The following is a 25,648-nucleotide window of genomic DNA, read 5'->3' as shown; positions in this document are numbered from 1 at the left end:
CCGATGACCGCTGTTTCCATCAAAGACCTCGAAATCCAGTTCGGCTCCGTCAAGGTTCTCCAGAACCTCAATCTCGACATTGCCAGCGGTGAATTCATCGTGCTCCTCGGCTCGTCGGGCTGCGGAAAGTCGACGCTGCTCAACTCCATTGCCGGCCTGATCGACGTGCATGGCGGCAAGATCCTGATCGGCGACAAGGACATGACCCATGCCGAGCCGAAGGATCGCGGCATCGGCATGGTTTTCCAGTCCTATGCGCTCTATCCGCAGACGACGGTCGAGGGCAACCTGACCTTTGGCCTGCGCATGGCAAAGCTGCCGAAGGACGAGATTGAGCGCCGTGTTGCCCGGGTCTCGGACATGCTGCAGATCAAGCCCTATCTCAAGCGCCGGCCGGCAGCGCTTTCGGGTGGCCAGCGGCAGCGCGTGGCGATCGGGCGCGCACTGGTGCGGGACGCCGATGTCTATCTCTTCGACGAGCCGCTTTCCAACCTCGACGCCAAGCTGCGCGCCGAATTGCGCGTTGAGTTGAAGACGCTGCATGAGGACATCGGCAAGACGATGATCTATGTCACGCATGACCAGGTCGAGGCGATGACGCTCGCGACCCGCATCGCCGTCATGCAGAACGGCGTCATCCAGCAATTGGCCTCGCCGGAAGAAATCTACAATCGCCCCGCCAATCTCTTCGTCGCCGATTTCATTGGTTCGCCGGCCATGAATTTCCTGTCAGGGACGCTTGGCGCGGTGGGCGAGCGGGTGGAGTTCCGTCTGAAGGACGGCCATGTGCTCGATGTCAGCGCCTATCCCTTCGCCAAGCGGCCGAGCGCGCCGATGGAGGCCATTCTCGGCATCCGCCCGGAGCATCTGGCGATCTCGCCGCGCGAAGGACTGTTGCCGCTCGACATGGCGGTCAACGTGATCGAGACGATGGGCGCCGACACGGTGATCTGGGGAACCTGCGGGGCTGAGAAGATTTCCGTGCGGGTCAACAGCGAACTCAAGCTCAACCCGCCGCGCGGCAGCATGCTGAAGCTCGGATTCTCGCTCGGCAGCGCCTCGCTGTTCTCTGCGGCGGACGGCCTGCGCCTCTAAGCCTCGCTCATTCTTTAAAAACGTGGTGCCTGACAAGACATGACTGACGAACTCTGGATCGAAGAAACCCTCGCCAAGCTGACGCTGGAAGAAAAGGTGTCGCTGCTTTCGGGCGCGAATTTCTGGGAAACCGTGGCGATCGAGCGCCTCGGCGTTCCCGCCGTCAAGGTTTCCGACGGGCCGAACGGCGCGCGTGGTGGCGTGACGGAAAACGGGCCGACGGCTGCGGTTTTCCCCTCCGGCATTGCGCTGGGCGCCAGCTGGAATCCGGAGCTTCTGAAAGAGGTCGGCAAGGCGTTGGCGGAAGAGGCGCGCACCAAGGACAGCAATGTTCTCCTCGCGCCCACCGTCAACATGCATCGCGGTCCGCTCAATGGCCGCAATTTCGAATGCTATTCGGAAGACCCGCACCTGACGACGGAAATGGCACTGGCCTATATCGGCGGGCTGCAGTCTCAGGGCATCGGCGCCACGATCAAGCATTTCATCGGCAATGAGAGCGAATATGAGCGCATGACGATGTCCTCCGACATCGATATCCGCACCTTGCGCGAGATCTACCTGCCGCCTTTCGAAGCGGCGGTGAAGGCCGGAATCTGGGCGCTGATGTGCTCCTATAACCGGCTGAACGGCACGTTTACCAGCGAGCACAAATGGCTTCTGCATGATCTCCTGAAGGTCGAATACGGCTTTGACGGGCTGGTCATGTCCGATTGGACCGCTGTCAAGAGCGTGGCGGAAAGCATGAATGCCGGTCTCGACCTCGAAATGCCCGGTCCCGCGCTTTACCGCGGCAAGAAACTGCTCGAGGCGATTGACCGGGGCGAAATCGATCTCGACATGGTGACGGACGGTGCGCGCCGCGTGCTGCGTCTCGTCGATCGGTCCGGCGTCCGCAGGGTGGCGCGCGTGAAAGAGGAGAGGTCCGTCGATCTCCCTGCACATCGCGCGCTCATCCGCCGCGCCGTGGCGGAGGGCTCGGTTCTGCTGAAGAACAACGGCGTATTGCCGCTCGATGGAAAGAAGCCGCTGAAGCTGGCTGTCATCGGCCCGAATGCCGCTGCGGCGCGGATCATGGGGGGCGGCAGCGCGCGGGTGAACGCGCATTACCGGGTGAGCCCGCTGCAGGGCTTACTTGCCCGCGACAATGTCGAGGTGCTTTACGAAGAGGGATGCACCAACCATCTTCTGCTGCCGGTCGTGACAAGCCCGATGACGACGCATTTCTACAACAACGAGGATTTCAGCGGGCCGGCGGTCTTCACCCGGCAATATCCGGGTTCGGACGCCAAGTGGTTCGGTTCGCACGAGCCGGGCGTCAATCTGGATGTGTTTACGGCGCGCTCTTCCTTCGAGGTGACGCCGGAGCGGAGCGGCCGCTACGAACTGGGCCTCGCCAATGCCGGTCTTGCCAGACTCTATGTCGATGACGTGCTGACCATCGATGGCTGGGACGGCTGGGCCCCGACGGGGGCGACCTACTATCATTTCGGCGGCGACGAGCGTCAGGTCGAGATCGAGCTCGAAGAGGGCCGGACCTATCATTTCCATGTCGACTATCGTTCGACGACGGGCGTCATGGATGGCATCCAGGCCTTCCGTGTCGGCCTGTCGCTGCCGCCGGGCGAGGCGGGGCTTCGCCGTGCTAAACGGGTTGCCGCCTCTGCCGACGTCGCCATCGTCTTCGTTGGCCGGACGCCGGAATGGGACAGCGAAGGGCGCGATCTTCCCGGCATTGATCTTCCCCGTGCCCAGGATGAGCTGATTGCCCGCGTGGCGGCAGCCAATCCCCAATGCATCGTCGTGCTGCAAACCGGCGGCCCTGTCGCCATGCCGTGGAAGGACGATGTCGCGGCGATCCTGCAAAGCTGGTATCCGGGGCAGGAGCTTGGCCACGGCGTGGCCGATGTTCTCTTCGGCGATGCCGAACCCGGCGGCCGTCTGCCGCAGACGTTCCCGGCTGTGCTCTCCGCCAATCCGACGGTCGGTAACTATCCGGGCGAGAACGGCCATGTCGCCTATCGCGAGGGTGTGTTCATCGGCTACCGGCACTATGACCGGTCAGGCGGCGAGGGCGTTCTTTATCCTTTCGGCTTCGGCCTTTCCTACACGACATTTGAACTGGGCGAGCCGAAAGCATCGTCAACGACGATCCGTCCCGGAGACCGCTTCACGGTCACCACACCCGTTCGCAACGCTGGCAAGCGGGCCGGCAAGGCCGTGGTTCAGGTCTACGTGTCGCCCCCGCCGGGTCATGACCGGCCGCTGAAGGAACTGCGCGGCTTCAGTGCGCTCACGCTTTCCGCCGGCGAGGCGGCTGAGGCCGATGTGACGCTCGGCATGCGATCGCTCGCCTATTTCGATGCGGGGCGCAATGCCTGGCGGGCGCCTGCAGGCGACTACACGATCCTGATCGGAACATCCTCCGTCGATCTGCCGCACAGTATCCCGGTCACACTGGAGAGTGACTGGGAAGAGGTCTGTGCGGTGGCGGCCCCCTGATGTGAGGGGTCGCGTCGAAGCCGACTCCCCCGGCGGATTCGGAGCCTTTCCGCTTCCCCTCGAGGCGGAAAGGCTTTCCGTTTGTCGGGTTCGATCAACGTCTTCGGATGGCCGGCTTCCGCATGTGCCAAACGACGTCTAGTGCGTTGGCTCGGACGTCCGATGATAATCGTAGGGGCAGGGCTGCAAGTTCTGCAGGATGGCGCTCATCTGGTCGACCATCCAGTTGCGGGCGTCACTGCGCAGGGTCTGGCCGCCATGCCAGAGCAGCCTAACCTTGAAATTGGGCATGACAAAAGGTAGCGGCAGCCATCGCAGGCTAAAGCGCTCGGAGAAGCTGTCCGCCGCACGCGACGGCAGCACGCCGATGAGGTTGCTCTGACCGATGACGAAGGGAAGGGCGGTGAAATGCGGCAGAACGATATGCACCTGCGCCGGCTCTGAACCGCCGACCGTCGCCAGGCTCGAAACCTGCCAGTGTTCGGAAGCGCCGGTCACCACGGCGTGACCATGTTCCAGAAACGCCTCCAGCGACAGCGTGTCGCCGATGGTCGGGTGATCCTTGCGGATCAGCGCGACATAGTTTTCCTCGAAAAGGTCACGCTGTCTCAGATCCGGGTCGATCTTCTTCAGATTGCCGACGGCGAAGTCGATCTGCCGGAGTTTCAGCTGTTGTTCGACCTCATGGACGGCAAGCGGCACGATGTCGAGCCGGATTGACGGCGCAATGCTGGCAAGTCTGGCCGCGAGCGGCGGCAGGAAGGTCATTTCGCCGAGATCCGAAAGGGCGATGGTGAAATGCTCCTTCGCCTCTGCCGGAACAAAGGCCTCGTCGGCTCTCAGAGCATGATCCAGCCGGTGGAGCGCAGTGGCGCATTCGCGGTAGAGATGCGTGGCATGCGCGGTGGGCGACATGCCCTGCGGTCCGCGCAGAAACAGCGGATCGCCGGTGAGGTCGCGGAGCCGCGAGAGCGCCTGCGACACGGTCGGTTGCGACATGTTCAGCCGGCTGGCCGCCGCCGTGACGGTCTGGCACTCATGGACGGCAACGAGAATACGCAACAGGTTCAGGTCTTGCATGCGAGCCTCCTCCCGAGATGCTCTCCAATTTCATCGATCAGACGCGTGGAGCGACCCCATCGAAAACGCTCAGCAGTCTGGCGAAGGTCGTCGTCACGGGCGTCTCAATGCCCAACGCCTCGCCGGCCTTGCTGACCGCTCCCGTGATCGTGCTGATCTCCATGCGCCGGCCGGCAAGCCGGTCCTGCAGCATGGAAGGCTTGTGCTGCCGATGGTTGGCAAAGGCATGCTCGATCGCTTCGCGGATATGATCGGCATCGACTGAAAGGCCGCGCGCCTTGGCGACCGTGACGACCTCGTCGACAATCGTGAAGACGATCTCGCGCGTTTCCTTCCCGTCACCCATTTCCCCGACCGTCAGGCCGGTTACGGCGGCGAGCGAGTTGAGGGCGGAGTTGAAGGCAAGCTTCTCCCAGATCGCCACTTCCACATGCGGGTCGAGCGTGCAGTGGAGCCCTGCGTCATCAAGGGCATTTGCGATCGCCTCCAGCGTTTCAGATTTCTCGCCATTCGCCGCCCAGACCTTGATCTCGCCTTCGCCGGGAACGTTGATCAGGCCGGGTTCGATCAGGGTCGAGGGCCAGTTTGTCATGCCCATGACGATCCGGTCGCGGGATATGAAGGCCTCGATCGCCTCGACATTGCCGATGCCGTTCTGGACTGTCAGCGCCCAGGTCTGTGGACCGATGGCGTGTCTTGCCGCCTCCATGGCGGAGGTCGTGTGCATGCCCTTGGTGAAGATGATCAGCAGGTCGAAGGCACCCGTGTAGCGATCCGCCGGCCCGACCGGCAGGCTATAGGCCCTGTCGCCAAAGAGGCCTTGCATGCGCAGCCCATGCGCTCCGATCGTCTCGATCATGGCGGCAGAGACTTCGATCAGGGAGACGTCATGACCCTTCTCTGCCAGACGTCCGGCAAAGAGGCTTCCCATGGCGCCAGCACCGATTACAGCGATCTTCATGCTCTTCCTCCCTTGTTCTCCGGCTCTCTTCCTCAGCCGTCGCCTGAGGCTGAAATACCTTTATTAGAATAGTTTGTCATCAAATATTTTGACATCAAACTATCTTGTCGGTTTGAGGTCGGTTGGATAAGGTCCATTCGTATCGAGAGGCGGGAAAGATTGAAGATGAGGAGCGGCTGGCGTCTCTGCCCGGGTTTCCGGGCTGATCCAGAGCCTGCATCCCGACCGCCGGAGGAGGAGGAAGACCGATGGATAACATTCAACTTTTGATCGACAACGAGGACCGCGCAGCACTTGCCGGCGGAGCCTATGAGCGCATCGATCCGGTGACGGGCGAGGCCGCCAGCAGGGCGGCTGCCGGCCAGCCGGATGACGCCAATTCTGCCGCCGCCGCTGCTGCTGCCGCCTTTCCGCAATGGTCGGCAACCGGCCCCGGCGAGCGCCGCAAGCTGCTTTTGAAGGCCGCCGACATCATGGATTCCAAGACGGGCGAATTCATCCGCCTGATGACGGCCGAAACGGGCGCGACGGCCCCCTGGGGCGGCTTCAACACCATGTTTGCCGCCAATATCCTGCGCGAGGCTGCGGCGATGACGACGCAGATATCGGGCGAGGTCATTCCCTCAGACAAACCCGGCACGCTGGCCATGGGCGTGCGTCAGGCCGCCGGCGTCTGCGTCGGCATCGCGCCATGGAATGCGCCGGTCATTCTCGGCACACGCGCCATCGCCATGCCGCTCGCCTGCGGCAATACGGTGATCCTCAAAGCCTCCGAAATGTGCCCCGGCACGCATCGCCTGATCGGTCAGGTGCTCCGCGAAGCGGGCTTCCCCAAGGGTGTCGTCAATGTCGTCACCAATGCGCCGGCCGATGCGGCCAAGGTTGTCGAGGCGCTTGTTGCGCATCCGGCGGTCAAGCGCATCAACTTCACGGGGTCGAGCCGCGTCGGCAAGATCATCGCCAAGCTGGCGGCCGAGCATCTGAAGCCGGTTCTGCTCGAGCTCGGCGGCAAGGCGCCCTTCGTCGTCCTTGACGATGCCGATATCGATGCGGCCGTCAATGCCGCCGCTTTCGGCGCCTATATGAACCAGGGCCAGATCTGCATGTCGACCGAGCGCATCATTGTCGATGCCAAGGTCGCCGATGCCTTCGTTGCAAAGCTGGCTGCCAAGGCGAAGTCGTTGCCGGCCGGCGATCCGCGCGGCCATGTCGTTCTCGGCTCGCTCGTGACGCCGGAAGCGGCGGTCCGCGTTCAGGAAATGGTCGATGACGCCGTTGCCAAGGGCGCTTCGCTCGTGGCCGGCGGCAAGCACACGGGTTCCATCATGGAAGCCACGCTGGTCGATCACGTCACGCCCGCCATGCGCATCTATTCCGAGGAATCCTTCGGCCCTGCCAAGAGCGTCGTCCGCGTCAACGGCGATGAGGAGGCAATCCGCGTTGCCAATGACACGGAATACGGTCTCTCGTCTGCCGTCTTCAGCCGCAATGTCGAGCGCGCCATGGCGGTTGCCCGCCGGATTGAAAGCGGGATTTGCCACATCAACGGTCCGACCGTCGGCGACGAAGCACAAATGCCGTTTGGCGGCGTCAAGGCTTCGGGTTACGGTCGCTTCGGGGGGCGTGCGGCGATTGCGGAATTCACCGATCTGCGCTGGATCACGGTGGAAGACCCGCAGCAGCACTACCCGTTCTGAGACCCAATCGGAGAGCGACCGTGACTTCAGCAGCCAAAGCCGTCGAGGAACTGCCCGGCCAGAACGAGACAGACAGTCTGATTCCGGCGGCCTTCAGGGATGTCATCGGCTATCACCTTCGGGTGGCCCAGGAAGTGTCGTTTCAGGCGTTCAGCGCCATGCTTGAAAAGACCGATCTGAAGCCGGGCTGGTATTCGATCCTCACGATCCTCGCCGAATACGACGGTCTGACCCCTTCTGAACTGAGCAAGGTCTGCGGTCGCGACCGCTCGACGCTCACCTCGACGCTGAAGGGGCTTTCCATTCGCGGCCTGATCGAACGGCGGCAGAACCCGGACGACCAGCGCAGCTACAGCGTTCGTCTCACCGATGAGGGCCGCAAGATGCAGGCGCGGCTGCATGCTTTCGCGCAGGAACATGACCGCCGCCTCGACGCCATCGTCGGCGAGGACAAGGAAGCTCTGGTTGCAATCCTGGCAAGGATTGTCGGCGCGCTCGGCAAGGGCTGAGCCATAGCTCACTGAACAGACAGGCATGATTGCTTCCGGCCGCCTGGCGTCCGGATCATGTAATTCCTTGCGCTTTTGACACCGGAACCTGGCTTTCCAGCCACCTTTGAACAGAATGAAAGAGAGTCACATTCATGATGGACACCAAGGCTCCAACGATTACCGCCGGCGGCGCCCTGCTTGCACGCCTCAAGGCTGTGGGCGTCGACTATATCTTCGCCAATTCCGGGACCGATTTTCCGCCGATCATCGAGGGACTGGCGGAGGCTTCCGCCAACCAGATCCCACTCCCCAAGGCGATCGTCATTCCGCATGAGAACGCCGCCATGGGCATGGCGCATGGCTATTATCTGGCGACGGGTCGCGCCCAGGCCGTGATGGCGCATACCAATGTCGGCCTTGCCAACTGCGCCATCGGCGCGATCAATGCGGCAACCGAACATGTCCCCATGCTCGTCTTTTCCGGCCGAACGCCGGTTGTCGAGAAAGGGCGGCTTGGCGCGCGCACCGTGCCGATCGGCTGGGGCCAGGAAATGCGGGACCAGGCGGCCATGATCCGCGAGGCGGTGAAATGGGACTATGAGCTGAAATTCCCGGAACAGGCCGTCGATATCGTCGATCGCGCCTATGCGATTTCCAATTCGACGCCGCGCGGGCCGGTCTATCTCAGCCTGCCGCGCGAGGTTCTCTGCGAGCCTTGCCCGTCGGATGCGCTGGAAGGCCCGGCAACGATTGCCGCCGCGACCGCTGGACCGCGCCGCGCCGATATCGAGGCTGCCGCCAAACTCCTGAGCGAGGCGAAGAACCCGCTGATCATCGCGCAGCGCGGTGCGGGGTCATCGGAAGCTTTCCGGACCCTGTCGCGCCTTGCCGATGACTGGGGCATCGCGCTTTGCCAATATTGGGCGATCCAGCTCGCCGCGCCGACCGACCATCCGATGGCCGTGGGCGGCGATCCGGCCGAGTGGATTGCCAAGGCCGATCTGGTGCTGGTCATCGACTGCCTTGCGCCCTGGTCGCCCGACATCCATACGCTGCAGCCCGGCTGCAAGGTCGTGCATATCGGCGAAGACCCGCTCTACGCGCGCTTCCCCGTCCGCAACTTCCCATGCGATCTCGCGCTTGCCGGCGATACGGCCGATGTCATCATCGAACTTTCCGCGGCCGTTTCGCGCTTCCTGCCGCAGACCGAAGATGTCCGCAAGGCCCGCCGCGCCAAGGTCGCGGCCGCCGCCGCCAGGCGCCGCACCGATGTTCTGGAGCGCGCGGCCGCCGGCCGTGGCCCGGTCATGACCAAGGCCTTTGTCAGCACCTGTCTTTCGAAGGCGATCGAGGGCAGGGACGCCGCGGTCCTTTCCGAACTGGGCGTGCCGCTGGAGGAACTGACCCTGCAATCGCCGGACACCTGGTATCAGGAGCCGCATTCCGGCGGACTTGGCTGGTGCTTCCCGGCAGCGCTCGGCATGAAGCTCGCCCGACAGGACAGGCTGATCATCGCCACGATGGGTGACGGCTCCTACATGTTCTCGAACCCGGTCGCCTGCCACCAGATCGCGGAAGCGGCAAATATTCCGCTTCTCATTCTGGTTCTCAACAATTCCGAATGGGGCGCGGTGCGCCAGTCCGTCCTCGGGGTCTATCCGGACGGGTTCGCTGCGAAGTCGAACGCCATGCCGCTTGTCTCGCTCTCGCCGTCGCCGGATTTCACGAAGGTCGCCGCCGCGAGCCGCGCCTGGACGGCCAAGGTCACCGAGGCCGACGATCTGATGCCGACGCTGCAGGCGGCGATCGAGCAGGTGATGGTGGAGAAGAGGCAGGCCCTGGTGGAAATCCGGATCGCCTGAAGAGGATCAGCCAGGCCGGATAAAGGAGGTTGATGACGGCATCTGGCTCGTCACCTTCATGCAATATGACCTAGGTTATATCGATCTCGAACAGAGGACCTTGCAGACAATCGTCAACCCGTTCGGCACGAGGTTGTCACCCATGTCTTAGGTACAATCTGTTACCTATCTCTTCGGTACGGACAATTGTTTACGTGGTGAGCGCGCAGGGATTCGAACCCTGGACCTACTGATTAAAAGTCAGTTGCTCTACCGGCTGAGCTACGCGCTCCCGCGTGAGTCCGGTTGGCAGAAGCGAACCGGGCCGGAAAGTGCGCGGAACATATGCACGAGGCCCTGCCGGGTCAACCCGGAAAATGGCCAATTCTGCGACCATTTGGCGCTTTTTCCAGCGATGCCGAAAAGATGATTGGCGGGTGAGGGGAGCGGGGGCTATATGGGCATCGGTTTTTGACCTGCCGACGCAGCCTATGTCTGGTGCGGGCAAGGAGTGTTGATGCTGACGGTTGCCGGAATATCCCTTCTCAGCGCGCTTGTTGCGGGCGCCCTGTCATTCCTGTCGCCCTGCGTGCTGCCGCTGGTACCACCCTATCTCTGCTACATGGCGGGCGTCTCGGTCGAGGACTTCCGCAATGGCGGTCAGGGTGTTGCAGCCTCGCGCTCGCGCAATGCCGTCATCCTGTCTTCCGTCTTCTTCACGCTCGGTTTCGCCACCGTGTTCGTGGCACTGGGCGCCGGCGCATCGGCGGTCGGGCTCCTGCTTCGGCAATATATCGACGTGCTTGCCAAGGTCGGCGGCGTGATCATCATCATCATGGGGTTGAATTTCCTTGGCGTCTTCCGGCTGGGCTTCCTCGCCCGCGAGGCGCGCTTCCAGTCCTCGGCAAAGCCCGCGACGCTGTCCGGCGCCTATGTCATGGGCCTTGCCTTCGCCTTCGGCTGGACACCCTGCATCGGTCCGGTGCTCGGTGCCATCCTGGGCATTGCCGCAGCGTCCGACACGGCGGGTTCGGGCGCGTTCCTGCTTGCGGTCTATTCGCTGGGCCTTGCCGTGCCCTTCTGGATCGCCGCCTTCTTCTCGGGCGCGTTCATGCGCTTCCTCTCGCGCTTCCGCCGACATCTGGGCTCTGTGGAAAAGGTCATGGGCGGCCTGCTGGTTCTCACGGGAGTGGCATTTCTGACCGGATTCGTCGCCAATGTTGCAATCTGGTTCCAGCAGACCTTTCCAATACTGGGACAAATCGGCTAACTCGCACGACGAAAATCGGTCGAGGCAACGATATGGCGGATGTTACCGGGCTTGTACTGCCGTTCTTCGGGCTGATCCTGATCGGATATCTCGTCGCACGCTGGAAGAAGATGCCTGCAGACGCGCTTGGATGGCTGAACATCTTCATCATCTACGTCGCGCTGCCTTCGCTGTTCTTCAAGCTCATTTCAAGGACGCCGATCGAGCAGCTGACGCGATTCGACTTTATTGTCACCGATATCGGTACGACCTACATGGTCTTCGGCGTGATCTTCGTCATCGGCTGGCTCGGCCGCGAGGCGACGATCCCCGAGGCGACGGTGCAGGGGCTGGCGGCGGCCTATGGCAATATCGGCTATATGGGGCCGGGGCTTGCCCTGCTTGCCTTTGGCGAGCGCGCGGCGGTGCCGGTGGCGCTGATCTTCTGCTTCGAGAACATGCTGCATTTCATCGTTGCGCCAGCATTGATCTCGCTGGGCGGCAAGGAGAGGCGCCCGGCCATGATGGTGGTGCGCGACATCGTGCTACGGATCGTGCTTCATCCCTTCATCATCGCGACGGCGATCGGCTTCGTCGCAGCCGCCGTACATGTCCAGCCGCCGATCCCGCTGCAGAGGCTCATCGACTATCTGGCGCAGGCGGCGGCCCCTTGCGCGCTCTTTGCCATGGGCGTCACGCTGGCGCTGCGCCCGCTGAAACGCATCCCGGCGGAGATCGTCTATATCGTTCCGGCCAAACTCGTCCTTCTGCCCACGCTCATGTATCTGAGCCTGAGCGCCGCCGGGAACTTCGCCCATGTCTGGATACAGACCGCCGTTCTCCTGGCCGCCTTGCCGACAGCGACCAATGTCTTCGTCATCGGCCAGCAATACGATGTCTGGCAGGAGAGGGCGTCGGCAACGGTGCTGATCACCACGCTCTTCTCGGTGCTGACGGTGTCCGGCCTGCTCTACCTGATGCGGTCAGGCATGCTTCCGGGCGATCTTTTCCCTTAGGCCCGACGACAGCCCGCGCAATCCGCGCCCGGGCGCAACGCCTTCCTGCATGACAAGATTGCGCAGGGGCGGCAGCAGTTCCAGGAGGTGAAGACCCGCGGCGCGGACAAGCTGCACCGGCAGGAAATTCGAAAGAAGCGACCGGTTGAGAAGATCGACGCTCGCCGTGCGGCTCAGCACGTCCGGTCTGCGGCTGCGATCGAACGCGTCGCCGACGGCGCTCGGGCCTTCATGGTCGCGCTTCATGCCGAGAAGATCGCAAAGCGCGATGATGTCGCGCAGGCTCAGATTGAGGCCCTGCGCGCCGATGGGCGGAAAGGCGTGTGATGCCTCGCCGATCAGCGCCAGCCGGCCCTTGCCGAAACGGCTCGCCGTCATGCCCGAGAGCGGCCAGCCCTGCGGCTTGCCATCGACCGTCACCTTGCCGAGCATGGACTGCATGCGGGTTTCGATGCGGAGCGAGATGTCCTCGTTGGAGAGCGCCAGAAAGGCTTCTGCCTCGGCTGACGCCTGCACCCAGACAAGGCTCGAACGCGCGCCCGGCAACGGCACCTGCGTGAATGGGCCGGTCGGCGTGTGGAACTCGGTCGACACATTGCCATGCGGGATGGTGTGGGCAAAGTTCAGGACAACGGCCGTCTGCGGATAGGACCAGCGGCGCACGGCAATCCCTGCCGCCTCGCGCAAAACCGACTTGCGGCCATCGGCCGCCGCGACAAACCCGGCTTCCACCACGCGACCGTCGTCCAGCGTCATGACGATGGCGTCATCCCGGAATTCCGCGCCCGAAATCCGTCCCTCGATCGGATGAATGTTGTCATCGCGGCCGATGATCTCGCCAAGCACCTCAAGGGCTGCCGAATTGGGGAAATTGTAGCCGAAGGCGCCCAGACCGATTTCGGAGGCCCGGAAGGGCACTGTCGGGGCGCGGAAGAGCCGGCCGGTCCCGTCAATGATCTGCATGGTTTTCAGCGCCGCAGAGCGTCCGGAGAGCGCGCCCCAGACGCCGAGGCCTTCGAGGAACGCGATGGACTGGTCCATCAGCGCCGTCGTGCGCCCATCCTGGTTCTCCGGAGCCGGCCCGATCAGGGCCACGGAATAGCCAAGTCTTGAAAGCGCGATTGCCGCAATGCGTCCGGCAAGGCCGTTGCCGGCAACGGCGATGTCAAAGCGTTCCATGATTACAAACCTTTGAGGTGTCATATCGTGTCGCGAAACATATAGAGGTGCTGCCCCGTTGCTTCCATGCCTTTTGCGAAACGATGAAACTTATTTTCTGCGACATCTTGTAACGGCCCCATGAATTGGGACAATGCAGGCGTTGTTCGAGGGTGAAACGGCGAATCAATGAAGATCTTCAATTACCGGCGTGTTCCTTATGCGGAGATCCGCGCGTTCTCCGTCCATATTCTGACTGCGTCCGGATCGTTTCTTGCATTCCTGGGCGTCGTTGCCGCGGCCGAATCCCGCTTCGTCGACATGTTCTGGTGGCTGGGCCTTGCTCTCGCCGTTGACGGCATCGACGGGCCGATTGCGCGCAAGGTGCGGGTCAAGGAAGTTCTGCCGAACTGGTCGGGCGACACGCTGGACAACGTGATTGACTATGTCACCTACGTACTCTTGCCGGCCTTCGCGCTCTATCAAAGCCACATGATTGGCGAGCCCTGGTCCTTCGTCGCCGCCGGTCTGATCGTGGTGTCGAGCGCGATCTACTATGCCGACATGGGCATGAAGACGGACGAGAATTTCTTCTCCGGTTTTCCGGTCGTCTGGAACATGGTGGTCTTCACGCTCTTCGTCATCAAGGCCAGTGAAGTGACCGCCTTTGCCGTCGTGGTCGTCTCGGTCTTCCTGACCTTCCTGCCGATCAACTTCCTGCATCCCGTTCGCGTGAAGCGGCTGCGGCCCCTCAACCTCACGGTTTTCGCGATCTGGTCGGCGCTCAGCATTGCCGCGCTGCTCCTGCATTTCGATTCACCGCAATGGCTGGTCTGGGGCGTCGTGATCAGCGGCCTGTATCTCTATGTCATCGGCGCCGTGCTGCAGGCATTCCCGTCGCTCGGGCGCAACGACGGCTGAGACAAGGAGGCGTGTCGATGAGCGTGTTGAAGCAAGCCGGCGCTCTGACCGCCCTTGTCCTGACGGCATCCTTTGCGCAGGCTGCAGACAAGCCGAAGATCTGTTTCGTCTATCCGGGACTGAAGACCGATGGCGGTTGGTCGGAGGCGCAGGAGCGCGGACGGCTCGAGGTCGAGAAACAGTTCGGTGACCGGGTTCAGACCAGCTTTGCCGAGAGTGTCCCTGAAAGCGCGGCTGCAATGCCGGTTTTCGACAAGCTCGCCGCCTCCGGCTGCAACATGATCTTTGCCACCGCATTCGGCTACATGGATGCGGTTCTGGCCACGGCCGCCAAATATCCCGCCGTGAAGTTTGAGCATCTGGCGGGCTTCAAGACGACCCGCAACGTCGCGGTCTACAACGCGCGCTTCTACGAAGGACGCTATCTGACGGGACGCATTGCGGCGAAGATGTCGAAGGCGGGGCAGGCGGCCTATATCGCCCCATTCCCGATCCCCGAAGTCATGCAGGGCATCAACGCGTTCGAACTGGGCGCTCAGTCGGTCGATCCGCGTTTCAAGACGAAGGTCTACTGGACCGGGGCGTGGTTTGATCCGGACAAGGAGGCGAAGGCGGCGCGCGCTGCCGCGTCCGACGGCATCGACATCATCACCCAGCAGACGGATTCAACCGCGCCGATGCAGGTCGCCGAAACCGGCAATCTCCGCGCCTTCGGCTATGGCGCCGATCTCGGCCGCATCGGCCAGCTCGCCCAGCTAACGGCCATCGTCTACAATTGGGGCGCCTACTATACTGCGCGCGTCAAGGCATATCTCGACGGAAGCTGGGGCGGTGAGGTCAACTGGGACGGGCTTTCGTCCGGCATCATCACCATGGCGCCCTATCGCAATATGCCCGCCGATATCGTCAAGTTCGCGCAATCGAGCGAGCAGAAGATCGCAAGCGGTGCCCTGAAACCATTCCATGGCCCGGTCCGCACCCAGGCCAGCAAGACCTGGCTGAAGAAGAGCGAAACGGCCGCAGACAGCGTGCTTCTGTCCATGGATTTCTTCGTTCTCGGCGTTGTCGGCGACATTCCGAAGACCGGCCAGTGAGCTTGCCTCTTTCGACCGATTTTGCAATCGGTGCCGAGTCTGCTAGAGGGGCCGGATAAAGATCTACCGGAGCCCATGACACCCATGACCCGCACCTGCCTCGCCGTTGTTCTCGCCGCTGGCGAAAGCACCCGCATGAAATCCTCGCTCAGCAAGGTCCTGCATCCGATCGGCGGGCTGCCGATGATCGGACACGTCGCTGCCAAGCTGAAAGCGGCAGGCATTGACGATGTGGCGCTGGTGGTCGGGCGTGACGCGGACAAGGTGGAGACGGCCGCTCGGCAGGCCGGGATTGCCGTGGAAGGCCACGTCCAGACCGAACGTCTTGGCACCGGCCATGCGGTTCTGGCCGCAAGGGCTGCCATCGAACGCGGATATGACGATCTGGTCGTCGTGTTTGGCGATACGCCGCTTGTCGAACCGGAGACGCTCAGCCGTGCCCGTGCCGGGCTTGCCGATGGCTATGATGTCGTCGTCATCGGCTTCGAGGCTGCCGATCCGACCGGTTATGGCCGTCTGTTGACGAAGGACGGCGAGTTGCTGGCGATCCGCGAGCACAAGGACGCCAGCGAAGAGGAGCGCAAGGTCACGCTCTGCAACGGTGGCATGATGGCCATCAACGGCCGTCGCGCGCTGGAACTGCTCGGCAAGATCGGCAATGACAACGTCAAGGGCGAATACTATCTGACAGACCTGGTCGAGGTTGCCCGCGCCAATGGCGGCAGGGCAAAGGCGATCGTGGCGCCGGAAGAAGAACTGGCCGGCTGCAACACGCGGGCCGAGCTCGCCGAACTCGAGGCGCTGTGGCAGAAGCGTCGGCGCCTGGAGATCATGCTTTCGGGTGTCACCATGATCGCACCGGAAACGGTGTTCCTGTCGCATGATACCGTGATCGGCCAGGACGCGCTGATCGAGCCGAACGTTGTCTTCGGTCCCGGCGTCACGGTCGAAGGCGGTGCGGTCGTACACAGTTTCAGCCATCTTGAAGGTGCCTATGTGTCGAGCGGCGCGACCGTCGGCCCGTTCGCGCGCCTGCGTCCCGGCGCCAATCTCGGGCCTGATTCGAAGGTCGGCAATTTCTGCGAGGTCAAGAAGGGCGAGATCGGCAAGGGCGCCAAGGTCAACCATCTGACCTATATCGGCGATGCGACGATCGGCGCGGGCGCCAATATCGGCGCGGGTACGATCACCTGCAACTATGACGGCGTGAACAAGCACCTGACCGAGATCGGCGAAAATGCCTTCATTGGCTCGAACTCCGCACTCGTTGCGCCGGTGAAGATCGGCAACGGCGCCTATGTCGCCTCCGGCAGCGTGATCACATCCGACGTGCCGGATGATGCGCTGGCGCTGGCGCGTGCCCGACAGGAAACGAAGCCGGGCAGGGCGAAACTGATCCGTGAGCGGATCCAGGCAATTCGCGCCGCACTGAAAGCGGGCAAGAGCTGATTTCATATTAACAAGAGTTTCCGAATGTGACCTGCGGGCCGATTGCACAATCGGCGAAATCCGCTAGGAAATCGCTTCAATATTATTTGCTGGAGTTTGCCCCGCATGTGCGGAATTGTTGGAATCGTTGGTCGTGAACCTGTTGCCGGTCGTCTTGTGGACGCTCTGAAGCGCCTCGAATACCGGGGTTACGATTCGGCAGGTGTCGCGACGATCGACAACGGCAAGCTTGACCGCCGGCGCGCCGAGGGCAAGCTTTTCAATCTGGAAAAGGTGCTCGACCAGAACCCGCTCGCCGGCAAGATCGGCATCGCCCACACCCGTTGGGCGACCCATGGCGCTCCGACCGAAAGCAATGCGCATCCGCATTTCGTCGGCAATGTCGCCATCGTCCATAACGGCATCATCGAGAACTTTGCCGAACTGAAGGAAGAGCTGATCGCCGGTGGCGCGGTCTTCTCCTCGCAGACCGACACCGAGGTCGTCGCCCAACTTGTGGCGCGCGAAATCAAGGCCGGCAAGTCGAAGCGCGACGCCGTACAGTCGGTGCTGAAGCGCCTGACGGGTGCCTATGCGCTGGCGCTGATCTTTGCCGACGAGCCGGACACCATCATGGCCGCCCGCTCCGGTCCGCCGCTCGCCGTCGGTTATGGCAAGGGCGAGATGTATATGGGCTCTGACGCGATCGCGCTCTCGCCCTTTACCAACGAGATCTCCTATCTGCATGACGGCGATTGGGCGATCCTCACCACGGGCGGTGTCGAGATCATGGATTTCGACGGCAACCCGGTCGAGCGCCCGAAGCAGATTTCGGCGGCCACGGCCTATGTCGTCGACAAGGGCAATCACCGCCACTTCATGGAAAAGGAAATCTACGAACAGCCGGAAGTCATTTCCCACGCGCTCGGCCACTATGTCGATTTCGGCAGCACGAAAGTGCGCGATTTGCCCGGCTCGATCGATTTCTCCTCCATTGACCGATTGGCGATTTCGGCCTGCGGCACCGCCTATCTGGCCGGTCTCGTCTCCAAATACTGGTTCGAGCGCCTGGCGCGCCTGCCCGTCGAAATCGATGTGGCCTCCGAATTCCGCTATCGCGAAATGCCGCTGTCGAAGCATGGCGCAGCCCTCTTCATCTCCCAGTCTGGCGAGACCGCCGATACGCTGGCCTCGCTGCGCTACTGCAAGCAGGAAGGCCTGAAGATTGGCGCCGTGGTCAACGTGAAGGAATCGACGATCGCGCGCGAATCCGACGCCGTCTTCCCGATCATGGCCGGCCCGGAAATCGGCGTTGCCTCGACCAAGGCCTTCACCTGCCAGCTGACCGCACTTGCAGCGCTCGCCATCGGCGCGGCACGCCAGCGCGGCACGATGACCGAGGCGGAAGAGGTGGCTGCAGTCAAGCACCTCATAGAAATGCCGCGTGTCATGAGCGCCGTGCTCAACTCCATCCAGCCGCAGATCGAGACGCTGGCCCGCGAGCTTTCAAAGTGCAAGGACGTGCTCTATCTCGGCCGCGGCACCAGCTATCCGCTGGCCATGGAAGGCGCGCTCAAGCTCAAGGAAATCTCCTATATCCACGCAGAGGGCTATGCTGCTGGCGAGCTGAAGCATGGCCCGATCGCATTGATCGACGAGGAAATGCCGGTCATCGTCATTGCGCCGCATGACCGCTTCTTCGAGAAGACCGTGTCCAACATGCAGGAAGTCGCAGCCCGCGGCGGCCGCATCGTCTTCATCACGGATGCCAAGGGGGCAGCTGCCTCGACGCTCGATACGATGGCAACGATCGTCCTTCCGGAAGTCGACGAGATCATCTCCCCGATGATCTATTCACTGCCGGTCCAGCTGATCGCCTACCACACCGCCGTCATCATGGGCACGGATGTGGACCAGCCGCGCAATCTGGCGAAATCCGTGACGGTCGAGTGACCGTCTCGGACGGGCCGGCGGCGCGTCCCTATCCGTCCAAGTTGCTTTTTTGAGCAAGGCTTGAAAATCGTCAGCCGCGCGCTTGCCACGGTGTCCTGAGGTGGGGCATTGTTTGTGCAACGCGGCATGATTTGTCGCGCCGCTCCCGCATTCTGAAAGGCTCCCGACGCGCAATGTCCGAAGCTCCCAAACGCGAATTCGTCGCGACCCGCATCAGAAACAACTTCCTGACCGGACTGATCATCTGCGCACCGCTTGCCATCACGATCTGGCTCACGTGGTCCTTCGTGCAATGGGCCGACAGCTGGGTAAATCCGTATATTCCGGCGCGCTACAATCCCGAGCAGTTCCTGCCTTTCGCCATTCCGGGCTTCGGCCTGCTGGTGGCGGTTCTCTTCATCACGCTTGTCGGCTTCCTGGCCAAGAACCTCATCGGCCGATCCATCGTCCGTTTCGGCGAGTCCATCCTGCACCGCATGCCGCTGGTGCGTACGCTCTACAAGAGCCTGAAGCAGATTTTCGAGACGGTTCTCAACGAACAGTCGACCTCTTTCCGCAAGGTCGGGCTGGTCGAGTTTCCGTCGCCCGGCATGTGGACGCTCGGGTTTCTGTCTTCCGACGTGAAGGGTGAGATCGCCCTTCGGCTTTCCGATGCGGGAGAGGAGATCGTCACCGTCTTCATTCCGCCGACGCCGGTGCCGACAGCAGGCTTCCTGCTCTTCGTGCCAAGGTCCAAGATCAGGCTTCTCGACATGAGCGTGGAGGATGCCACCAAGTTCCTGATTTCGGGTGGACTGGTGACGCCGGACTATGCCAACGATGCGCTCGACAAGAAGTAGCTTTCGTCGGCTCCAAGCCCTGGCACGCGAGAATTACGTGTGAAATTGACATGTCTCAAGCATGAGACATTCAATGAGAAACGCCATTCTCATTCCATGATTCCCTCAATGATTGGCGCGGCTTTCTGCACGTGCCTGTAACGGGCCCAGTGGGCCGATATGTTCGGGCTGATGCACAGGTCGATCAGGACCTGAACCTTCGCCGACGCATCGAGGGCTGAGGTGTGAGGCCGGCTAGCCGGCCCTTAGGAAGCGGATCGCCTCGTCGCGGCGGTGGAAATAGAGAAGCTCGCGAATGCGGTCGCCACGCTCACCTTCGAGATTGGGGTCTTTGGTCAGGATATAGGCCGCATCCTTGCGCGCCATTTCCAGAAGGTCGCCATGGGCCTCGAGGCTTGCCAGATGAAAGCCCGGCGTGCCGGACTGGCGGGTCCCCAGAAGCTCGCCTTCGCCGCGCAGCTTCAGGTCTTCCTCGGCAATCAGGAAGCCGTCCTCGGTCTCGCGCATGATGTTGAGCCGCGCGCGGCCGTTTTCACTCAGCGGCCCCTTGTAGAGCAGAAGGCAGGTCGAGGCCTCGTCGCCGCGCCCGACGCGGCCGCGCAGCTGGTGCAGCTGGGCGAGGCCGAAGCGCTCAGCATGTTCGATGACGATGATGGTCGCGTCCGGCACGTCGACGCCCACCTCGATGACGGTGGTGGCGACAAGCAGGCGGGTCTCGCCGCTCTTGAAGAGACCCATGGCCTCATCCTTCTCCGCCGCCGTCATGCGGCCATGCACGAGACCGATGCGCTGCCCCAGCGCCTTGGTCAGCACCGCATGGCGCTCCTCCGCCGACATGAGATCGGAGACATCGGACTCTTCCACCAGCGGGCAGATCCAATAGGCCTTCTTGCCCTCGGCGGTCGCCGCACGCAGGCGCTCGACGATATCACTGAGGCGCTCCATGGGGATGACGGCCGTCTGGATCGGCTTGCGGCCTGCCGGCTTCTCGGTGAGCTTGGAGACATCCATGTCGCCGAAGGCTGCGAGCACGAGCGTGCGCGGGATCGGGGTCGCGGTCATCACCAGCATATGCGGCGAAAGCCCCTTGGCTGTCAGGCGCAGGCGCTGATGCACGCCAAAGCGATGCTGCTCGTCGACGACCGCCAGCAAGAGATTGGAATAATTGACATTATCCTGAAACAGCGCATGCGTGCCGATGACGATATCGGCCTCGCCACTCTCGATCCGCTCCAGCGCCTCACGTCGCTCCGCAGCCTTCATCTTTCCTGTCAGGAGAATGACTGAAATATCTGTATTCGATGTATATTTTAAGATCGTCTCCAGATGTTGCCGCGCCAGAATTTCGGTCGGTGCCATCAGCACAGCCTGACCACCGGCCTCGACGGCAGCGGCCATCGCCATCAGCGCCACGGCCGTCTTGCCGGAGCCAACATCGCCTTGCAGGAGCCGTAGCATTCTCAGGTCGCCGGCCATGTCCTCCAGCACTGCTTGAACTGCGGCTTCCTGGCTGCCGGTGAGCGAGAACGGCATGGCCTGACGGATGCGGGAGGACAGTTCACCCGTTGCATGAACCGGAATGCCCGTTGCCTTGCGAAGCCGCTGGCGGACGAGCGCCAGCGAGATTTGCCCGGCTAGGAATTCGTCATAGGCAAGCCTGCGCCGGGCGGGCGCCTGCAGGTCGAGATCAGCGGCATCGCGGGGATGGTGCAGCCGCTCGAAGCTCTGCTTGACCGAGGGGAAGCTGTGCTTGGCCGTGAGTGCGGCGTCCAGCCATTCCGGCAGATCGGGCAGGCGCTCGACGGCCGCTTCAACGGCTTTGCGCAACGCCTTGGACGAAAGCCCGGCCGTCATCGGATAGACGGGTTCGACCAGCGGCAGCTTGTCCAGTTCGTCGACCGTCGCGGCGTAGTCCGGATGGACCATGGAAGGTCGGCCGTTGAACCAGTTGACCTTGCCGGAAACGATCACATCCTCGCCGACGGGCAGCGCCTTTTCCAGCCAGTTGCCCTTGACGCGGAAATAGGTGAGCGCCAGTTCGCCGGTCTCGTCATGGATGAAAACACGATAGGGTGCGGAGGCGCTTCCGCGCGGCGGCGGCTGGTGGCGGTCCACGAAACCCTTGATCGTGACGATAGCACCTTCCGGGGCCAGCGCGATGCCAGGCTGGTTTCGACGGTCCATCAGTGAAGACGGAACATGAAGAACAAGATCCAAGATCCTGCAATCGTCTATGTTTTCCCGATCCAGAAGCTTGGCATAAAGATCGCCCGTGCGCGGACCGATACCGGGCAGCGTGGACAGGGGCGCAAACAGAGGATCGAGGATCGCGGGTCTCATGGCCCGAACCATGACCTTCAAATTCGCGTAAATGCAAGGCTGACAAGGCGATTTCCAAGGACTATAGAGACCGCAACACTGAGGAACGAAGCATGACCGGAACGACACGTTCGAGCGCCGACATCTCGCCGCGCCGCAAGCGCATTCTCTTTCGCGCCTGGCATCGCGGCATTCGCGAGATGGACCTGATCCTCGGCCAGTTCGCCGATGACGAGATCGCGACGCTCTCGGAAGAAGACCTCGACGAGCTGGAACGCATTATGGCCGAAGAGGATGCGGACCTCGTGAAGTACATCACCGGCGAGAAGCCGGTGCCTGAGGTTTACCAGACGCCGCTCTTCGCACGCATCGCCTCCTACCGGCCCGACTTCGACCCGATCCTGAAGCCGCAATCCTGATCACACGGAACGAGCAAGCCTGATGACATCTCCGCTGGACGTGAAGAAGCTTCTGGCCGCAGAAGGCCCGGGCGCCATTGCCGCCGTGCCGCCCGGCATGGAGGCGATGATCCTCGCCGACATGGCGCGTTCGGGTGCGGCCATTGCCTATCTCGTTTCGGATGGTCAGCGGCTGGCCGATCTTACGCAATTGCTCGCCTTCTTCGCGCCCGACATTCCGGTGCTGACATTGCCGGGCTGGGACTGCCTTCCTTATGACCGCGTGTCGCCCGGGACGGACGTTGCCGCCGAGCGGCTTTCGACGCTAGCCGCGCTCGCCCGCCATGCCAAGCAGCCCCATGCCGCGATCCTGCTCGCCACCGCCAATGCCGTCTTGCAGAAAGTTCCGCCGCGCGATGTGATCGAGGCGCTGGCCTTTTCAGCGCGACCCGGTCAGGTCATCCGCATGGAGGAGATTGCGGCGCGGCTGGAGCGGAACGGCTTCGAGCGTGTGCCGACGGTGCGCGAGGTTGGCGAGTTCGCGGTGCGCGGTGGTATTCTTGATGTCTATGTGCCGGGTGAGGCGGAGCCGGTTCGGCTCGACTTCTTCGGTGATACGCTGGAAACGATCCGCCATTTCGATCCGGCGAGCCAGCGCACGACGGGTCAGGCGCGTTCTCTGGATCTCAACCCGATGAGCGAAGTGTCGCTCACACCGGAAACGATCAGCCGCTTCCGCAAGAATTATCTCTCCATGTTCGGCGCGGCCACACGCGACGACGCGCTCTATCAGGCCGTCTCCGAAGGTCGGCGCTTTGCCGGCATGGAACATTGGCTGCCGCTCTATTACGACGAGCTGGATACCGTCCTCGACCAGATCGAGAGCTTCCGCATCGTCACCGACCATAGGCTGGAAGAGGCGGCGCGCGAGCGCGCCAACCTCATCGAGGACTATTACGAAGCACGTAAGAATGCCGGCGAACCGGGCAGGGGCCAGACGGCGCAATCGGCGCCCTACAAGCCCGTGCCGCCGGACCGGCTCTATCTCAACGCCGAACGCCTGTCGCAGATGCTCGCCGCGCGCGGTGCCATCCGCATCACGCCCTTTGCCGAAGACGAACTGGCCGGCCGTCGCGTCATGACGCCGGATGCCCGGCCGGGTCCGCGCTGGGCCAAGGCGCAAGGGTCTGAAGAGACAGGCGAGCGCATCAATGTCTTCGAGCTTGCCGTCAAGCATATCGCCGACAAGCGGGCTGCGGGCCGCAAGGTCGTCATTGCCGGCTGGTCGGAAGGCTCGCTTGATCGCCTGCTTCAGGTTCTTGCCGAACATGGCCTGCAACGCATCAAGCCGATCAAGGCCTTCTCTGAACTGAAATCGCTCGACAAGGGTGAGGCTGCTGCTGCCGTTCTGTCGCTGGAAAGCGGTTTCGAAGCGGGCGATGTCGTCATTGTCGGCGAGCAGGATATTCTCGGCGACCGCATGGTGCGCCGGGCCAAGCGCCGCAAGCGCGGAGCGGACTATATTTCGGAAGTGGCGGGCCTCGATGAGGGCGCGATCGTCGTTCACGCCGAACACGGTATCGGCCGCTTTGTCGGCCTGCGCACCATCGAGGCTGCCGGCGCGCCGCATGCCTGCCTTGAGCTGCAATATGCCGAAGGCGCGAAGCTCTTCCTGCCGGTCGAAAATATCGACCTTCTGTCGCGCTTTGGCGGCGAGGGCACAGAAGTCCCGCTCGACAAGCTCGGCGGCGTCGCCTGGCAGGCCCGCAAGGCCAAGCTCAAGAAGCGCCTGCTCGACATGGCCGGCCATCTCATCCGCATTGCCGCCGAGCGGCTGACGCGGCATGCGACGGTGCTGGCGGCGCCCGATGGCGTTTACGACGAATTTGCCGCCCGTTTCCCCTATGACGAAACGGACGACCAGATGTCGGCGATCGATGCTGTGCGCGAGGATCTGGGCGCCGGCAAGCCGATGGACCGTCTGGTCTGCGGCGACGTCGGCTTCGGCAAGACGGAAGTGGCGCTGCGCGCCGCCTTCATTGCCGCCATGAACGGTGTCCAGGTTGCCGTCGTCGTCCCGACGACGCTGCTTGCCCGCCAGCACTACAAGACATTCGTCGAGCGCTTCCGTGGCTTGCCGATCCGCATCAACCAGGCCTCGCGTCTGGTGACGTCAAAGGAACTGGCGCTGACGAAGGAAGAACTGGCGAGCGGCAAGACCGATATCGTCGTCGGCACGCATGCCTTGCTCGGAAGTGGGATCAAGTTCGCCAATCTCGGCCTGCTGATCATCGACGAAGAGCAGCATTTCGGCGTGAAGCACAAGGAACGGCTGAAGGATCTGAAGTCGGACATTCACGTGCTGACACTTTCCGCCACGCCGATCCCGCGCACCATGCAGCTGGCCATGACCGGCGTGCGCGAACTGTCGCTCATCACCACGCCGCCGGTTGACCGCATGGCCGTGCGCACCTTCATCTCGCCGTTTGACGGGCTCGTCATTCGCGAGACGCTGATGCGCGAGCATTATCGCGGCGGCCAGAGCTTCTATGTCTGCCCGCGTCTGTCGGACCTTTCGGAAATCCAGGACTTCCTGCGCGAGAATGTGCCGGAACTGAAAGTGGCCGTTGCCCATGGCCAGATGGCGGCGGGCGAGCTGGAAGACGTGATGAACGCCTTCTATGACGGTCAATATGATGTACTGCTGTCGACGACCATCGTTGAGTCCGGCCTCGATGTGCCGACCGCCAACACGATGATCGTGCATCGCGCCGACATGTTCGGCCTTGCCCAGCTTTACCAGCTGCGCGGTCGCGTCGGCCGCTCCAAGGTGCGCGCCTTCGCGCTCTTCACGCTGCCTGTCAACAAGGTGCTGACGCAGACGGCCGAACGCCGCCTCAAGGTGCTGCAATCGCTCGACACGCTGGGTGCCGGTTTCCAGCTGGCAAGCCACGACCTCGACATTCGCGGCGCCGGCAATCTGCTGGGCGAAGAACAGTCGGGCCATATCAAGGAAGTCGGCTTCGAGCTTTACCAGCAGATGCTGGAAGAGGCGGTCGCCGAAGTGAAGGGCATTGACGAGATTGTCGATACCGGCTGGTCGCCGCAGATTTCGGTCGGCGCCTCGGTGATGATCCCGGACGAATATGTTCCGGACCTGCATCTGCGCCTCGGCCTTTACCGCCGCCTCGGCGAGCTCGCCGATCCCTCCGAGATCGACGCCTTCGGTGCGGAGCTGATCGACCGCTTCGGCCCGCTGCCGATGGAAGTCCAGCATCTGCTGAAGGTCGTCTATATCAAGGGGCTTTGCCGGATCGCCAATGTCGAGAAGCTCGATGCGGGGCCGAAGGGCGTCGTCATCCAGTTCCGCAACAAGGAATTCCCGAACCCGGCAGCTCTCGTTGGCTATATCGCCAAGCAGGGCTCGATGGCGAAGATCCGTCAGGACCAGAGCGTCTTCCTGATGCGCGACCTGCCGCAGCCGGAGCGCCGGCTTGTCGCCGCCGCCCAGATCATGACCCAGCTTGCAGGTTTTGCGAAGAGCTGAACGCGCTTCGTCAGAATGCAGAAAAAACCGGATGGTCAGGGAAACCATCCGGTTTGAAG

General features: G+C 62.5%; 18 protein-coding genes, 1 tRNA gene and 1 pseudogene. 15 read left to right on the top strand and 5 right to left on the bottom strand.

Annotated elements, in window-relative coordinates; all coding sequences use genetic code 11:
- Positions 1-3 precede the first annotated feature (3 nt).
- Positions 4-1,095 (top strand): ABC transporter ATP-binding protein, encoded by a 1,092-nt coding sequence (locus LQK84_RS00565; protein WP_230826662.1) that lies wholly within the window; start codon positions 4-6, stop codon positions 1,093-1,095.
- Positions 1,096-1,134: 39 nt separating this feature from the next.
- Positions 1,135-3,597, top strand: coding sequence for a beta-glucosidase (locus LQK84_RS00560; RefSeq protein ID WP_230826661.1), 2,463 nt, complete (start codon positions 1,135-1,137; stop codon positions 3,595-3,597).
- A gap of 138 nt (positions 3,598-3,735) precedes the next feature.
- Here LQK84_RS00560 and LQK84_RS00555 read toward each other — a convergent pair whose 3' ends face one another.
- Together LQK84_RS00555 and LQK84_RS00550 are read right to left on the bottom strand one after the other, a co-directional pair.
- A complete protein-coding gene (locus LQK84_RS00555) occupies positions 3,736-4,677 on the bottom strand; it encodes a LysR family transcriptional regulator (RefSeq protein WP_230826660.1) in 942 nt (313 codons plus the stop codon).
- A 37-nt stretch (positions 4,678-4,714) separates the two neighbouring features.
- Entirely contained in the window at positions 4,715-5,638 is a 924-nt protein-coding gene (locus LQK84_RS00550; RefSeq protein ID WP_230826659.1) for a ketopantoate reductase family protein, read from the bottom strand.
- 248 nt (positions 5,639-5,886) lie between these two features.
- On the opposite strand from LQK84_RS00550, the gene LQK84_RS00545 reads away from it, so the two are divergent.
- The 4 genes and pseudogenes from LQK84_RS00545 to LQK84_RS25300 all read left to right on the top strand — a co-directional run.
- Positions 5,887-7,335 carry an aldehyde dehydrogenase gene (locus LQK84_RS00545; protein WP_230826658.1) on the top strand — a complete coding sequence of 483 codons (1,449 nt, stop codon included), beginning with the start codon at positions 5,887-5,889 and terminating at the stop codon, positions 7,333-7,335.
- 20 nt (positions 7,336-7,355) lie between these two features.
- Positions 7,356-7,844: a MarR family winged helix-turn-helix transcriptional regulator gene (locus LQK84_RS00540; protein WP_230826657.1), complete on the top strand. Its 489-nt coding sequence runs from the start codon at positions 7,356-7,358 to the stop codon at positions 7,842-7,844.
- A 134-nt stretch (positions 7,845-7,978) separates the two neighbouring features.
- A complete protein-coding gene (locus LQK84_RS00535; protein ID WP_330166387.1) occupies positions 7,979-9,688 on the top strand; it encodes a thiamine pyrophosphate-requiring protein in 1,710 nt (569 codons plus the stop codon).
- 19 nt (positions 9,689-9,707) lie between these two features.
- Positions 9,708-9,839, top strand: a pseudogene (locus tag LQK84_RS25300) (transposase); the annotation flags it as partial.
- Positions 9,840-9,883: 44 nt separating this feature from the next.
- Here the strand turns inward: LQK84_RS25300 and LQK84_RS00530 are convergent.
- Positions 9,884-9,959 (bottom strand) — tRNA-Lys (locus LQK84_RS00530).
- 228 nt (positions 9,960-10,187) lie between these two features.
- Between LQK84_RS00530 and LQK84_RS00525 the strand changes: the two genes are divergently transcribed.
- Both LQK84_RS00525 and LQK84_RS00520 read left to right on the top strand, forming a co-directional pair.
- Complete coding sequence (locus tag LQK84_RS00525; RefSeq protein WP_230827260.1) at positions 10,188-10,937, top strand: cytochrome c biogenesis CcdA family protein; 750 nt, start codon at positions 10,188-10,190, stop codon at positions 10,935-10,937.
- Positions 10,938-10,969: 32 nt separating this feature from the next.
- A complete protein-coding gene (locus LQK84_RS00520) occupies positions 10,970-11,932 on the top strand; it encodes an AEC family transporter (protein WP_230826656.1) in 963 nt (320 codons plus the stop codon).
- Here the strand turns inward: LQK84_RS00520 and LQK84_RS00515 are convergent.
- Positions 11,900-13,111, bottom strand: coding sequence for a UbiH/UbiF family hydroxylase (locus tag LQK84_RS00515; protein WP_230826655.1), 1,212 nt, complete (start codon positions 13,109-13,111; stop codon positions 11,900-11,902). The genes LQK84_RS00520 and LQK84_RS00515 overlap by 33 nt on opposite strands.
- A gap of 168 nt (positions 13,112-13,279) precedes the next feature.
- On the opposite strand from LQK84_RS00515, the gene pcsA reads away from it, so the two are divergent.
- From pcsA to LQK84_RS00490, 5 genes are all read left to right on the top strand, one after another.
- Positions 13,280-14,011 carry a phosphatidylcholine synthase gene (gene pcsA / locus LQK84_RS00510; RefSeq protein ID WP_230826654.1) on the top strand — a complete coding sequence of 244 codons (732 nt, stop codon included), beginning with the start codon at positions 13,280-13,282 and terminating at the stop codon, positions 14,009-14,011.
- Between the two features lie 17 nt (positions 14,012-14,028).
- The gene (locus LQK84_RS00505; RefSeq protein ID WP_230826653.1) at positions 14,029-15,105 is read left to right on the top strand and encodes a BMP family ABC transporter substrate-binding protein; all 1,077 of its coding nucleotides are present in this window, start codon (positions 14,029-14,031) and stop codon (positions 15,103-15,105) included.
- Positions 15,106-15,189: 84 nt separating this feature from the next.
- Positions 15,190-16,554 carry a bifunctional UDP-N-acetylglucosamine diphosphorylase/glucosamine-1-phosphate N-acetyltransferase GlmU gene (glmU, locus tag LQK84_RS00500; protein ID WP_230827259.1) on the top strand — a complete coding sequence of 455 codons (1,365 nt, stop codon included), beginning with the start codon at positions 15,190-15,192 and terminating at the stop codon, positions 16,552-16,554.
- Between the two features lie 105 nt (positions 16,555-16,659).
- Positions 16,660-18,486: a glutamine--fructose-6-phosphate transaminase (isomerizing) gene (glmS, locus tag LQK84_RS00495; RefSeq protein ID WP_230826652.1), complete on the top strand. Its 1,827-nt coding sequence runs from the start codon at positions 16,660-16,662 to the stop codon at positions 18,484-18,486.
- Between the two features lie 173 nt (positions 18,487-18,659).
- On the top strand, positions 18,660-19,325 hold the full coding sequence (locus LQK84_RS00490) for a DUF502 domain-containing protein (protein ID WP_230826651.1): 666 nt from the start codon (positions 18,660-18,662) through the stop codon (positions 19,323-19,325).
- 234 nt (positions 19,326-19,559) lie between these two features.
- Here the strand turns inward: LQK84_RS00490 and recG are convergent, their stop codons facing one another.
- Positions 19,560-21,665 carry an ATP-dependent DNA helicase RecG gene (gene recG / locus LQK84_RS00485; protein WP_230826650.1) on the bottom strand — a complete coding sequence of 702 codons (2,106 nt, stop codon included), beginning with the start codon at positions 21,663-21,665 and terminating at the stop codon, positions 19,560-19,562.
- A 92-nt stretch (positions 21,666-21,757) separates the two neighbouring features.
- On the opposite strand from recG, the gene LQK84_RS00480 reads away from it, so the two are divergent.
- Together LQK84_RS00480 and mfd are read left to right on the top strand one after the other, a co-directional pair.
- Entirely contained in the window at positions 21,758-22,063 is a 306-nt protein-coding gene (locus LQK84_RS00480; protein WP_230826649.1) for an FAD assembly factor SdhE, read from the top strand.
- A 22-nt stretch (positions 22,064-22,085) separates the two neighbouring features.
- Entirely contained in the window at positions 22,086-25,589 is a 3,504-nt protein-coding gene (gene mfd / locus LQK84_RS00475; RefSeq protein WP_230826648.1) for a transcription-repair coupling factor, read from the top strand.
- Positions 25,590-25,648 lie beyond the last annotated feature (59 nt).

This window comes from Rhizobium sp. C4 (assembly GCF_021026315.1).
Lineage (GTDB): Bacteria > Pseudomonadota > Alphaproteobacteria > Rhizobiales > Rhizobiaceae > Ensifer_A.
Note: the sequence above shows the minus strand (reverse complement) of the source record. Positions and strands in the feature narration are given on the sequence as shown.